9 protein-coding genes and 1 pseudogene are annotated in these 13684 nt (G+C 67.9%); 7 read left to right on the top strand and 3 right to left on the bottom strand.

Going from position 1 to position 13684, the window contains the following annotated elements:
- The first annotated feature begins 760 nt into the window (after nucleotides 1-760).
- The 4 genes and pseudogenes from OHS59_RS43645 to OHS59_RS43660 all read left to right on the top strand — a co-directional run bounded on the left by OHS59_RS43645 (nucleotide 761) and on the right by OHS59_RS43660 (nucleotide 6075).
- A complete protein-coding gene (locus OHS59_RS43645; RefSeq protein ID WP_328498889.1) occupies nucleotides 761-3238 on the top strand; it encodes a WD40 repeat domain-containing protein in 2478 nt (825 codons plus the stop codon).
- A gap of 536 nt (nucleotides 3239-3774) precedes the next feature.
- Nucleotides 3775-3960, top strand: a pseudogene (locus OHS59_RS43650) (transposase); the annotation flags it as partial.
- Between the two features lie 313 nt (nucleotides 3961-4273).
- Entirely contained in the window at nucleotides 4274-5191 is a 918-nt protein-coding gene (locus OHS59_RS43655; protein WP_328498890.1) for a MerR family transcriptional regulator, read from the top strand.
- Nucleotides 5192-5412: 221 nt separating this feature from the next.
- Nucleotides 5413-6075, top strand: a complete 663-nt coding sequence (locus OHS59_RS43660) for a formylglycine-generating enzyme family protein (protein ID WP_328498891.1) — start codon at nucleotides 5413-5415, stop codon at nucleotides 6073-6075.
- Nucleotides 6076-6358: 283 nt separating this feature from the next.
- Here the strand turns inward: OHS59_RS43660 and OHS59_RS43665 are convergent, their stop codons facing one another.
- Nucleotides 6359-6574: a hypothetical protein gene (locus OHS59_RS43665; protein WP_328498892.1), complete on the bottom strand. Its 216-nt coding sequence runs from the start codon at nucleotides 6572-6574 to the stop codon at nucleotides 6359-6361.
- 959 nt (nucleotides 6575-7533) lie between these two features.
- On the opposite strand from OHS59_RS43665, the gene OHS59_RS43670 reads away from it, so the two are divergent.
- Nucleotides 7534-7923, top strand: a complete 390-nt coding sequence (locus tag OHS59_RS43670; RefSeq protein WP_328498893.1) for a hypothetical protein — start codon at nucleotides 7534-7536, stop codon at nucleotides 7921-7923.
- Between the two features lie 83 nt (nucleotides 7924-8006).
- Nucleotides 8007-10469 carry an FxSxx-COOH system tetratricopeptide repeat protein gene (gene fxsT / locus OHS59_RS43675; RefSeq protein ID WP_328498894.1) on the top strand — a complete coding sequence of 821 codons (2463 nt, stop codon included), beginning with the start codon at nucleotides 8007-8009 and terminating at the stop codon, nucleotides 10467-10469.
- 411 nt (nucleotides 10470-10880) lie between these two features.
- Here the strand turns inward: fxsT and OHS59_RS43680 are convergent, their stop codons facing one another.
- Complete coding sequence (locus tag OHS59_RS43680; protein WP_328498895.1) at nucleotides 10881-12032, bottom strand: serine hydrolase domain-containing protein; 1152 nt, start codon at nucleotides 12030-12032, stop codon at nucleotides 10881-10883.
- 55 nt (nucleotides 12033-12087) lie between these two features.
- Between OHS59_RS43680 and OHS59_RS43685 the strand changes: the two genes are divergently transcribed.
- Nucleotides 12088-12456, top strand: a complete 369-nt coding sequence (locus OHS59_RS43685) for a MerR family transcriptional regulator (protein ID WP_328498896.1) — start codon at nucleotides 12088-12090, stop codon at nucleotides 12454-12456.
- A gap of 204 nt (nucleotides 12457-12660) precedes the next feature.
- Here the strand turns inward: OHS59_RS43685 and OHS59_RS43690 are convergent, their stop codons facing one another.
- The gene (locus OHS59_RS43690; protein WP_328498897.1) at nucleotides 12661-13611 is read right to left on the bottom strand and encodes an NAD(P)-dependent alcohol dehydrogenase; all 951 of its coding nucleotides are present in this window, start codon (nucleotides 13609-13611) and stop codon (nucleotides 12661-12663) included.
- Nucleotides 13612-13684 lie beyond the last annotated feature (73 nt).

Raw genomic sequence — 13684 nt, forward strand, 5'->3', positions numbered from 1 at the left:
TCAGAGGCATCCGCTACGTTGCGGCCGTGGGAAATTCAGGCGAATCACTGACGCCCCGGTACACGGGGGACCAGCACCAACTCATGCGCGCGGCCGGGTTCACGGGCATCGACGACACGAAGCTGTTGGCGGGCGGCTGGCAGGTCACCGACTTCGCCGACGCCGGTCCGCGCAGTCTGGTGAACCTCGTTGAGCGGACGGGGGGGCGCCAGCCGTGGTCGTGCCCTCGCCTGGTCGGCCGCCGCCGGACTGACACCCGACGAGGAAGTCGTCCGGCTGACGCTCACCGGGTCGGCCCTGTTCGCGGAAGAGCTCTCCTCAACCCTCATGGCCGCTCTGGGGCTCCCCTGCCCAACCTAGCCCGCGCATGCCAGGACCTGGAGTCCTACGTGAACCCTCCCCTGGGAGCAACGACGCGATCGGCCGCAGCTGCACCGTCTCTGACTCGTTGGGTGAGGGGACGAGATCCCCTGACTGATCGTTTCAAAATGAGGTTCGGAGCCGTCGCAAGGAGAGCGTGCTGCGGGCCAGTTGGAGCAGGCCGAGGGGGAGGTCGGCGCGTATTGCTTAGTGGGTCCGCAGGCGTTTGAACTGGTGGAGCCAGGCGAAGGTCCGGTGTGCGTACCCCCGAGCAGGGAGTGCGCGGCCGTGCAGGATCTGAACGCCCACGCCCACGCCAACGCGGGCGCGTTCTCGACGCCATGCCGAGCGGCCCGTATTCCGAGGGGCGTTGTCAGTCCGGCCCCGTAGTTTTGGGGCCATGACGGAAAGTTCTGATCACGTGTCCCGGGAAGTGACTTCCTCGCATGAGCCGGCCTCTTGGCGGGTGGACTGGACGTGCGGTTCCGCGTCCGACCTTCGGTTGCTCCGCTCCCTGGACGGTCATGACGCCCCTGTGGTCGCAGTGGCGACGGCCGTCGTCGAGAGGCGTCCGGTCGTCGTCTCGGCGAGCCGCGACGCGACGGTGTGCGTCTGGGACCTGGCGACGGGGCAACGACTGCATACGCTGACGGCAGCTCCTCCCGACCCCATGTCGTCGTTGTCGCCCGAGTTGGTGGCCCTGGCCACGGTCGTGGTCGACGGGCAACCCCTGGTCCTCACCTGCCACGTTGACGGAACCGGGCGACTGTGGGATCCGCAGACGGGACGTTCCGCGGGCGAACTGGCCCTGGGGCTCGGGCAGTTGGTGCTGGAGGGTCGGCACGTGGTGCTGGCCGTCCAGGCGGACCGCACGCTGGGTGTGTGGGATCAGGCAACCGGCAGTCGGCTCGGCGTGTTCCCCTGGATGGTGGACATAGGGGTGCTGGATGGACGCCAAGTCGTTGTGACGTGCCCACCGGACCACCCCGCGCAGGTGTGGGACCTGGCCACCGGCCGCGAGGTCGGCGAGTGCCTGCCGGCCGAGGGGCCGTGGAACCTCGAAGGTCGGGACATCGCCGTAACCGAGAAGGAGGGCCGGGCACGCCGTGTGTGGGACCTGGACCGCCACGTGCTTCTGGCAGCCGACCTGCGGGAGTTGCTGGCGAATGACGAGTACGAACACACAGTGTCAGCCCTGGCAGCTGCCGACACAGTGTCCACCCTGACGGTCGTCGACAGCCGGGTCGTGGTCCTCGACACTCACTACGAGGGCTCACCGGAACTCGTCGGCGACCTCGTCCCCGTCTTCTTTCCCCATGGCCCGTCCCCGACACTGACCCTTGAAGAGCGCAGTGTCGCGCTCGCCGTGGGCGTGGACCACACACTGCGCTTGTGGGACCTGCCGACGAGTCCCATGGACTCCACGGGTCCTGACGGTACGCGCAACATACGCAGCATCCCCTTGGAAGCAACCGCAGGCAAGGAACTGATCAAGGGCGGCCCGGGAGACCACGTCGACCTGGCGAGCCTGCTCTCCGCCCGAACGAACGGCCTGGTCGTCGCCGAGTCCAGCTGGGAAATCCAGGTGAGGGATGCTTCCCGGAGCCTGGTGCTGGGGGACACGCCCGTCACCCTCGTCCCTGATCCGGACGGTACCGTCACGCCTCGGTACGAGCTCGACCCTTCGCCCGCGGGCAGTCCGCTGAGCGGTCACACCGACCGAGTGTGGGCCATCGACAGCGCCCCTGTCGGGACGCGCACCCTGGCGGTCACGACATCCCGCGACCGCACTGTACGCGTTTGGGATCTCTCCACCGGCGAACAGGAGGGTGAACCCCTCACCGGGCACACCGGGCAGGTGTGGGGCGTCGCCGCCACGGTGGTGGACGGACGTTGCGTCGCCGTCACGGCAGGGGAGGACCGCACGGTGCGCACCTGGGACATCACCACTACTCAGGGGAACGGCGCCCGGCTGCGTGCCGGACACACCGAATCCGTACTGGCGGTCACCACAGGAGCCTTTGACGGTGTCCCCGTGGTCGTCACCGCGGGTGCGGACCACACCGTGCGCACCTGGGATCTGACCACCGGCTCGCAGACTTCCGACCCCCTGAGTACGGAGGTGTCCACCATGGCGACGGCGGTGGTCGGCGGACAGCCAGTCGTCGTCACGGCCACTCCCGACGCCACCCTGCACATTGTGGAGCTTGCCACCGGCCGATCCGTCCGCCGACCGTTCTCCAGCGGCCACGGCAGAGTCCTGGCCATCGCCACGGCGACCCTGGACGGCCTGCCCGTCGCCCTCACCGCAGGCAGCGATCGCGTCGTGGGTGTCTGGAACCTCACCACCGGACAGCCCTTGGTCGCACCTCTCACCGGTCACTCCAGCCGTATCACCGCCGTCGCCACCGCGGTTCTCGACGGACGGCCCGTGGGAGTGACGGGCAGTTGGGACAAGACGGTGCGAGTGTGGGACCTCACCACCGGCCGGCAGCTCGGTGAACCCCTGACCGGCCACACCGACTGGGTGACCGCCGTGGCCACCGCCACCCGGGGCGGAGTTCCCCTCGCGATCAGCAAGGGCCGGGACCGGACGATACGCCTGTGGAACCTGTCCACGGGACAGGAGATCCGCGACGCCCTGGCCCCGGAGTCAGGCTCCGGCAACACGCTGGCGGTCTCAGCGATGGCCGACGGACGGCTCATCGCGGCTTTCGGCGATGACCGCACCGTGCGGTTCCGCGATCTCACCGCGGGTTGCCCCGCCGGTACCGACCACCTGCTCCCGTTCCCCGTGCACTCACTGGCGGCGGCACCGGGCGGGCGCTTCGCGGTCGGATTCGGCTGCGAAGTAGGGGTGCTGTCGAGGGCCTCCTGACAAGCCAGGGGCCCGTCCAGGGTGGCGACGGTCCTCGCCGAGCGGCAGGTGTCGCTATCGTCGAACGTGGGTGAGGAACGGCTGCTCGGGACGCTCGCAGACCGCCTCGATGTTGTTGCCGTCAGGATCACGGACGAAGGCGGCGTAGTAGGTGCGTGGTAGCGCGGCCATACCTTCAGCGCGTGCGGGATCTCCGCGCCCGGGGTCTCGGGGAATCCGTGCGGCAGCACGAGCGGCCAAGGTCCGTCGCCGCCCACCACGTAGGGCATCTGCCGGGCGTCGACCGTGGTGAAACGGTGTTTGAAATGCTCGTTGAACGAAGGACCGTCGCGTGTCGCGGCGTCGTACCCCTGACTCAGCGGGGCTTCCGAGACGGGCAGTTCGGTGGAGATCACCGTGGTTCGTCCTGGGCCGGCTGAAGGGCCACGGCCTCGTGGCTGTAATCCATGGCAGGGGGCGGCTGGAACCTGACCCGCGACGCCGTTCGGCAGGAGGCCGCGCTCACCAGGTACCTCGGTCGGCAGCCCCTGGTAGTGGGCGAGTGCCATCTGCGGGGGCTGATGCTGGACGGCCGGCGCAAGTCGATCCAGTCGATGGCCGGGCGACTGCCGGACGGCGACATGCAGGCTGCGCAGCAGTTCGTCAGCCGGCCCCCGTGGGAGTGGAGGCCGGTCCGACGGCGGATCGCCGAGTATTCGGTCCAGACGGTGACGCCCGAGGTGTGAGTGGTCGACGACGTGTCGCTTCGGATCGGCCGTCTCAAGCAGTACGGGGCTGTGGCGACCCGGTCCGACAAAACCGCCGTTCGGTACGGTTCGAGGGGACGGTTCGGGTCGCGGCGATTCATCAGTGGCTGTGAACCCTCGGTCTGCCGTCGTGCGGATGCCCTGGCAAGAACGGACGGGCCTGCAGCCGTTACGGAGGGAGGGCGCGTTTCCTGACATTGGCGCGGAGCGGTGTAGGGGTTGCACCTTCCGTAGCGGCATGTGGTCCGGTGGACTTGCGTCCCGGTCCCTTGAGGAAAGGTCCTTGCTCATGCCTCCGTCTTTCGTGCCACCCCGCCAGGTCAAGATCGGTGACGCGGCGGCCTTCGCGGGTACCACGCCGCGGGCGATCCGCCACTACCACGAGATCGGCCTGCTCCCCGAGCCTGAGCGGGGCGGCGATGACCGCCGCCGCTACGGGTACGAGGACATGATCCGCCTGCTGTGGATCCGCAAGATGGCCGACGCCGGGATCGCCCTGGACGACATCCGTCACGCCTTGACCACCGGCACGGCCTCCACCGGTGCGGACACTGACAGCGGAGACGGTATCGCGGGCATCCTGGAGCGTTTGGAGGAAACCCTCGCCGAGCAGGAGGCGGAATTGCGGCGGCAGCGGACCGCTGTGCAGCGCATGCGCACCGAAGGCAGCCGGACGGGCCTGCTCTCCGACTTCGTCACCGACCGTCTCAAGAACCTGCCCGAGGGCTCCCTGCGCCAGGCGGACCTGGACAGTCTGCTGGTCACTGAGCGTATCTTCGGCCCGCTCGGCGCGGCCCTCCAGGCCAGCCGATTCGTCGTCCTGGCCACGCATCCCGCGCTGCGGGAGGATTCCGACCGCATCGATGACGCCGAGGAGGCACTCGACGACAGCGTCCCAGTCGATGATCCGCGGGTGGCTCAAGTGGCCGTCGAGCGACATGCCTTCGAAAACGCCCTGCAGGCCGTCATCGAGGAGTCCGGCCTGGGGAAGGACGACGATGCCCTCTTCGACGCCTGGGACACTTCGCACCCTGCTACCGCCGATGACGGCGAGGACGAGGCCGACCTCAGCCCTGGCAGGCAGGAGGCTGAGTCTATGAGCGCGTTCGAAGCCATCGGCAAGATGCCCTACGACTTCTCCCCAGCCCGCCTGCGCTGTATGGAACTGGCCGAAGAACTCTCCGCCCAAGAGTCACCCCCTACCTGAAACCCGGCCTAGGCGAGGCCTAGGCGAGGCCTAGGCGTTGAACAGTATTCAGTGCCCTTTGAAGACGATCTCGATATCCTCCCTTCCCGGGCATCGTCCGGGATGCGCAGCTGCTAGCGTCCGCCACCATGTGGTCTCAAGAGATCGTGACTGGCCGACCGGCTTGGCGGCATACACCTTCCGGAGTGGTTTTCCGGGCCGTCCCCGGTGGGACGTTCTGGATGGGCCTGTCCGACGCGGAACTGGACGCGGTTCGTGCCATAGAACGGTCCGACAGTGCCGATGACGACCTTGAAGCGTTCTTCGCCGGTGCGGTCCAGGCCCGGCCGATACGAGAAGTGCGGGTCGAACCGTTCCTGATCGCCCGGCATCCGCTCACAGTGGCGCAAGCACGGCACTGGCTGCCCGAGTATGAGGACAACTACACCGAATCGGATTCAAGCACGGCCCGCTTCGAGGACGACTTGGACGACCTGCTCGAAGTGTTGCCCTTCCGGCTGCCCAGCGAGGCGGAGTGGGAGTACGCGGCCCGGGCAGGGACAACCACTCTGACTTTCCGAGGGGACGGGAGGCCGGACGAGGACCAGGTGCTCGACGACTTTGCCGACGAGCAGCGCACTGCCGCAGTTGAGAATGCCTTCGGAGTGGCGGCGATGGGATCGGCGAACGAGATCTGCGCCGATGTGTGGATCCCACATTTCACGGACGCGCCGGTGGACGCACGACCCCGCACCGGCGACGGACCGAGGGTGGTGCGTGGAGGTGGCGGCGACCTCTCTCCCTGGCAGGGCTGCGACGAGTGGCTGCTGTTGCTCTCCGCCACCCGCTACGAGTCCCAGGACTTCACTGCGGTCCGGCCGGTCGCATCCGTACCTATCAGTTAGGGGCCAGATCGGGATGTCACAAAGGGGCCGCCTTCGAAGATCTGGAGGCGGCCCTTTGTGAACTGGCGCCCCGGCAGGATTCGGACCTGTGACACCCGCTTCAAGGGTTCGACCCGGGCCCGCCCTGGTTGGGGCTCATCTCGTGAACCAGCGCCGCGTATGGCCGCCGGTGGTCGCCGCAGTCCGTCCTTGCCGATGTCAGCGTTTGATGTCAGCAGAACAACCCGGGGGCGCACAGTTTGACCCCCTCTTTGGCTCCCGGCAGAGGGCTCGCGGTGACGGGCTACTCTTCGGAATCGGGGTCTCTCTGAGGGATGTCGTCGTACAACGTGATTCTCCATGACAGGTCTTGGCTGCCATGATCGCCGGCAGGATGGTACTCGCTGGAGATGTCAATGCCGAGTCCAAGTTCCGCCGCAGACTCCAAAGCACGCTTGACGTCGTCCAGTGAGTTCGTCCACATCAGCTTGATCGGGTTGGGCCGGACCTCGTCCGCCATGCGCCCTCCACACCTTGAGAGTATCTGTCTCCCTTGCCTCCATCATGCCAACCCGGCTCCCTCTAGGCGCCGTTCCGCCCATCGAAGCAGGACTGATGGGACGGGGCGGCGCCGTCATTGTGGGAGGAAGCCGGGCTACTCCTATCCGAGCGATTGGATCCGCGTGAGGTAGTCCTGTGTCCCCGGTTCTGAGCTGTACCGGCTCCTCATCGTGGCAGCAAGCTCGCGGCTTGTCATGACTATTGAGGTCAGAGACCCGGACACACCGTTCGGGTGTCTCTGCTTGCGGCCCGTCACGCTTGTACCGGCTCCGATGGCGAGAAGGGCGAACCATCCACCTCGCCATGGGCTCTGTGTCGTGAAACCGGCCCCCGACCAGCAGGAGGCAGTACGCAATGCGTGGTCTCGGAGATCGCCCCCAGCATCGGCGAGCGAGTCACGTCTTACCGGCCGACGCGGACTGCGACGATACAGCTTGGGCAGGCTGCCGGTCCGGCGTCCGGAGCCCCGGGTCAGGGACCCAGTCCCTGGTCAGGCTGTTGACCGATCATCAGGTCGCGGTCCTCATCACACGACCGCCCGATCAGCCATCGTTTCGGCTGACACAGACACGCTGTGTGTCCACATCCGCCCGGCGAGTGTCTCCGACCGGGCAGCAGACCGACGGCGTCACAGTGATGATGGCGTATTTGGTGACTGCGAAATACGCAGAATCCCTGGTGGAGGTGTTTCGTAAGGCCCGCAACGCCCTACCGGGCGCACCCGCTTGAGGTCTCTTTCTGCGCTCAGGCTGAGCGCTCGGGCCTTCTGTTCGGCGGAGTCCTCCGCGCGCTATCGTCGATGAAACGTGCCTACGGCAGGGGGCCGAATTGCTGACTGAGGCGTTAGAAGCGCTGGCAGCGGCCGGGGGTAGCGCGGTCGTGCAGGCTGCTGGCTCGGACGCGTGGACCGCAACACGGGTGGCCGTCGCGCGATGGTTCGGCCGAGGCGACCCTGAGCGCGAGCGGGCGGAACTGACTCGCTTGGACCGGACCGCAGCGGAACTGGAGAGGGCTGACGGCGCGGAGTTGGAAGGCGCACGCATCGGCCAGACGGCGGCCTGGCAGACGCGTTTCGCAGTACTCCTTGCAGGTCTCGACGAGGCCGAACGCGTCCGTGCCGAAGCCGAGTTGCGTTCCTTGGTCGCCGGCCGGCCGGGCCCCGGCACCTTTGTGACCGCCGAAGGAAACGGCGTGGGCGTCGGCAGGGACGGCAACAATCACGCGGAACACGGATCAGTGGCCGCGACCATGATCCACGGAGGTGCCCGCATCGAGCACCCTTCGCAGCCGGATCCGTCGCAGGGCTGATCGGACCGGCGTCCTTAGGCCCACCTTCTGATCGCCCACCAACGCGTCACGCCGATTCCGGTCCCTCCGGCAGGCTGAGTGCGATGGCCTCCCATCACAGTATTGCCGTAGGGACCGCCGGTCAGGTGGTCTATCAGACCGTCGCAGATCGCTCCCTGTCTTGGCCCGAGCAGATCGGGGTGATCCCTCGCCGGGCGGACTCCTTCCAGCACCGTGTCGCGGTGGTGGCGCTGGAGACCGCCGCAGTCGATGGCGGCACCATCGTGCTGGGTCAGGTAATCACAGGCATGGGAGGGGTCGGCAAAACCCAGCTGGCAGCCCACTACGCGCGCCAAGCGTGGCAGACGGGCCGGGTGGACCTGCTGGTCTGGGTCACTGCTTCGACCCGCTCAGCCATTGTCACTGGCTATGCGCAGGCCGGGAAGCAGGTCACCGGGAACAACGGCCAGGGAACGGAGGCCAGCGCAAGTGCGTTTTTGGCATGGTTGGAGCCCAAGACGCAACCCGGCTCCCCTATAACCGGCGCCGGGTTCCGGCCGTGCCGCTGGCTGGTTGTACTCGACGATGTCGCCGATCCGGCCGATCTCAACGGCCTGTGGCCTCCCGAAAGTCCCCATGGACGAGTGCTGGTGACGACCCGTCGGCGCGATGCAGCCTTGACAGATCACAAGCGATGTCTGATCAATGTCGGCCTCTTCACGCCGACCGAGTCCGTCGCCTATCTCACGACCCGGCTCTCGGCTCACGGCCGTGACCATCCGCCCGGCCAACTGCTCAAGCTGGCTTCGGATCTGGGCCATCTGCCGCTGGCGCTGTCGCAGGCGGTCGCCTATCTGATCGACGCCGACCTCGACTGCGAGCAATACCGGGAGCTGCTGACCAGTAATGTCATCTCCCTGGCCGACCTGACGCCTGAGACGCCGGCCCTGCCGGACGACCAGGCCGCAACCGTCGCCGCCGCCTGGTCGCTGTCGCTGAAACGGGCTGCCCAGATGCGTCCGGAGGGCCTGGCCCAGCCCATGCTTCAGCTGGCCTCAGCCTTGGACCCGAACGGCATACCTGCTGTCGTGCTGACCGGCAGAGTCGCCTGTGCGTATCTGACCCGGCATCGCGTGCGGCCTGATCCCGGCCTGGACGCGAGGCGAGGGGCGCAGGGGCAGGAGGAGCAGAGCCGGACGCTGGTGCAGGAAGCGGGGGCGGAGGGCTCGCTCCGATCCCTGCATCGTCTGAGCCTGATCGACCACACGCCCAATGCTCCCAGCCAGTCCGTCCGCGTCCACCAGCTTATTCAGCGGGCGATCCGTGATTCCCTGGAGCCCGGCCGGCTCGCGTCACTCTCGCGCACCGCTGCCGATGCGTTGATGGAGGTCTGGCCGGAGATCGAACGGGACACGGACCTCGCTCAGGCCCTGCGCGCCAACGTGGATGCGCTGGCACAGCACGCAGGCAAGGCTCTGTACGTTCCCACCGTCCACCCCGTGTTGTACCGCAGTGGACACAGCGTCGGAGAAGGCGGCCAGCCCTCCGCCGCGGTCCGGTACTTCGAGACTGTCTCGGAAACGGCACGCACGCATCTCGGGGCTGAACATGTCGACACCCTCGCTGCCCGCAGCAGTCTCGCCCGCTGGCGCGGCGAGGCTGGGGATCCTGCCGGTGCGGCAAAGGCGTTCGCAGCCCTCCAGGCCGACCGCACCCGTGCACTGGGTTCCGATGACCCACGCACGCTCGCTACCCGGATCGACTTGGTTCACTGGCAGGGGCGGGCCGGCGACTCCGCCGGTGCCGCCGCAGCCTGCGAGACCCTGCTCCTCGACGTGCTGCGCGTGCTGGGCCCGGAGCATCCGGACACTCTGCTCACCCGGCACAACGCGGCATGGTGGCAAGGCCGCACAGAGAATCCCACCGGGGCGGCCGACGCGTTCCAACACTTGCTCGCGGACGCCGAACGCATCCTCGGTCCCGATCACCACAAGACCATGAGCATTCGTAACGACCTGGCGCACTGGCTCAGCGAGGCGGGCGACTCAGCCGGGGCGCTCGCTGTCCTGGAACAGTCGGTGGAGCACACCCGGAGTCTCCTGGGCCCCGGGCACCTTGACGCGCTCACGGCCCGAAGCAACCTCGCTCGTTGCCGTGGCCAAGCCGGGGACCCTTCTGGTGCGGTCCAGAGCCTCACCGACTTGCTCGCCGACCGGACCCGCATCCTGGGCTCCAGTCATCCACATACCCTGGCCACGCGCAACGACCTCGCCTTCTGGCGCGGCCAGGACGGGAACCCGACCGGCGCGGTCCGGGACCTGACCGACCTCCTCGCCGACCGGACCCGCATCCTGGGCCGCAGCCATCCACACACCCTCACCACCCGCAGGGACCTCGCCCACTGGCAGCACCTGGCCGGGGATCCAATCGGAGCGATCCAGGTACTTTCCGAACTCCTCGTCGATCAGGAACGAGTCCTGGGCACCGACAACCCGTACACCGCCCAGACCCGCACCCACCTCGCACGCTGGCGCGCTGCTACAGGCACGGCGGACCGGGCACCCTGACGCCGGCCTGAGGAGCAAACTGATCGTGTGCATTACCCGGGTAACCGCGACGCCGTCGCCACCTGCGCCCCGCTACCTCACCGGTCACCTCGACCGACTCCACTACGACACCGCCCGCGCAGCCGGCCGGCCGATCGCCACCGGCGCCGTCGAAGACGCCCGCCGCCACCTGATCGCCCACCTCCGCCGACGCTATGCGGACCGGTCGACCACAGCACCGAGATGATCGCCGACTTCGAAAATGTTGCCAGAGCCACGTTCACGTTTATGACGCTCCGCCGATGCGACCGCTTGTGGGAACGCATCGGCGAAAGCGTCGAAAAGCTCTGCGCCACTCAGTGCTCTGGTGCGGCCATCGGTGTTTCTTCCCTTCCCCCGTGGTGTGTGCTCGTAACGCCGGCGACGGGTCGGTCAGTACGGGCTGTTGACGCCCAGGGCCCTGTAGACGGCAGTGGTGTAGGACGTGGCCCGTGGTGAGCCGAGGATGTCGGCTCCCATGTTGTTCATGACGTAGCTGATGGTCATGCGACGGTCGAGGTCCATGATCGCCATCGAGCCGCCCCAGCCGCCCCAGAATGCGATGCGGCCGTCAGGGATCCAGGGCAGGGTGCGCCGGTCGGGCAGTGCGTATCCGATGCCCCATCTCAGATGCAGTCCGTTGACGAGGTCCGCGCCGTTGGACTGCTCGTCGAAGATGAGTCCGATGGTGTCGGGCTTGAGGAACTGGCCGTGGGCGGAGGCCCCCGCGCGAGCGACGGGGGCAAGGATTTCGGCGACCGCCAGGGCGTTGCCGTGCCCGTTGGCCGCGCCCAGGTCGGCCGCGCGCCAGGCCGGGGTGTTGGCCACACCGGCGTCGAACGAGGGGCCGGTGAAGGTCTTGTACGCGGCGGTGTCGTGATCGAGTGTCGAGGGATCGAAGTCGAGTTGCGGTGCGATGACGTCGGCGACCCGTTCGGCGTCGGTGTCACGCAGCCCGATCTGGAAGTCGGCGCCGAGACGCTCGACGATGTGCTGGTGCACGAACTCGCGCAGCGGCAGGCCGGTCAGGCGGCGCACCAGCTCACCGACCAGGTGGCCGTAGTTCAGGACGTGGTAGCCGGAAGCCGTGCCGGGCTCCCACCAGGGTTTCTGAGAAGCCATGCGGGCGGCCGCGGCACGCACGTCGTACAGGTCCTCAAGCCGCGCGGGGTGATCCAGGCCGGGCACGCCCGAGGTGTGTGACAGCAGGTGTCGCACTTCGACACCCTGCTTGCCGTTTGCGGCGAACTCGGGCCAGTAACGGGCGACCGGGGAGTAGAGATCCAGTTCGTCTGCGTCGACGAGCAGCAGGGCGGCCAGGCTCGTCACGGTCTTCGTGATCGACCACACGTTGGTGAGCGTGTCGCGCTGCCAGGGCCGCGTGCGTGCCGCGTCGCGATGGCCGCCCCACAGGTCCACGACCTTGTGGCCGTCGACATCGACGGCAAGCGACAGGCCCACCTCGGTGCCGCTGCGCAGCTGGTCCTCCACGGCGTCGCGGACGGGTTCGAACTTTGGGCTGACGGTTCCGTTCACTTCGGTCATGCCAACAGGGTCAAACCCTGACGCTGGTGTCAAGGTCAAGCGATAGTGTGCTGACATGCGTATTGGCGAGCTGGCAGCCCAAGCGGGTGCCTCTCCGCGACAGGTGCGGTTCTACGAGACCAAGGGTTTGATCAGCTCAACCCGTGGGCCCAACAACTATCGCGACTACAGCGAAACAACCCTGGGCCGCGTCCGGCAGATCCGCGAACTGCTGAACGCCGGCCTGTCGACGCAGGCCATCCGCGGAATCCTGCCCTGCCTGGAATCACCGCGAGACCCGATCGTCTTCGAAGGCGTCACGTCCGAGACGGTGGCGGCGCTCGAACGAGAACGTGACAGGCTGACGGAACGCATCGACATCCTGGCCCGCAACCGTGACGCGATCGCCGAGTACCTCACAGAACTCCAAGGGCGCGCGAACTGACGACCCACGGTGCCCTGTTCGGTGATCAAGCCCGAATGGCTCCGTCGAACCAGCATCACGACCGAGTGTGGTCTGGCCCAGGGAGCGGTCCCGTCTGCCTGCTGGTTCGTCATCGCCGGCCCGAGATCGCTCACCGCACGCCGGACCGCCTCAACGTAAGCGGAGGACCGACAAATCAGCGGGCGCGACGGTGACCTCGCAGGGTTACGCCGCCACCGTCACCACCTGCTTGCCCGCCGCCCCGCCCCGCGCGAACGCCTCGTGCGCCGCTGTGATCTCCGCGAGCGGGTACACGCCGTCCACCACCGGGCGCAGCGCACCCGAGGTGACATGGGCGGCCACATCGCGGAGCACCGCCGTGCCGGGGTTCGCGCTGAAGGTACGGATGCGGCGCGAGCCGTACACCGTCGATGCCGCGATGGCGGCCAGGGCGGAGGCGGACAGACCGACCGTGACCATCCGGCCGCCCTTGGCCAACCGGCCGCGGTAGCGGTTCAGTTCCGTGCCGACCGTGTCGACTATGACATCGAAGGGACCGAGTTGGTCCGAGCTGGTGGTGCCGTAGTCGAAGACCTCGTCGGCCCCGAGTCCGGTGAGCACCTGGGCGTGGCGGTCGCGGGCCACCGCCGTCACGTGGCAGCCCAGCGCGTGGGCCAGTTGGACTGCGGCCGTGCCGACTCCGCCGGCCGCGCCCCGGACCAGTACACGTTCCCCCTTCGCGGCGTGCACGGAGTCCCGCAGCGCGATGAGCGCCGTCGCGCCCGTCACGGCCAGGGAGGCCGCCTCGACGGATGTCACACCCGCCGGGGCCGGTGAGATGCGGTCCGCGAGCACCGCGACGTACTCGGCCGCCCCCGCGGTGGTGTGCCGCTGCCGGGGATGCACCGTGCCCCAGACGCGATGCCCGACCCGGTAGTCCTCGACACCAGCACCGGTCCCGGCCACGACACCGGCGAAGTCCAGCCCCGTACCGATCGGGAAGGTGCGTCCCGACATCAGCTTGAGCTCCCCGGCGCGCACGATCGCGTCGTGTCCGTTCACGCTGGACGCCTCGACCGCCACCAGTACCTCGCCCGCGCCCGGCTCGGGGCGGGCCACCTCGTTGACCCGCAGAACGTCCGGGGCGCCGTAACTCGTGATCTGGGCGGCCTTCATGGGGTGTCCTTCCGGAGTGGGCTTGCGTGGCTCCGATTCTGGGCCTGGCGCGAGACGGCACGGTCGTTCGGCT

Source organism: Streptomyces sp. NBC_00414 (assembly GCF_036038375.1).
Lineage (GTDB): Bacteria > Actinomycetota > Actinomycetes > Streptomycetales > Streptomycetaceae > Streptomyces.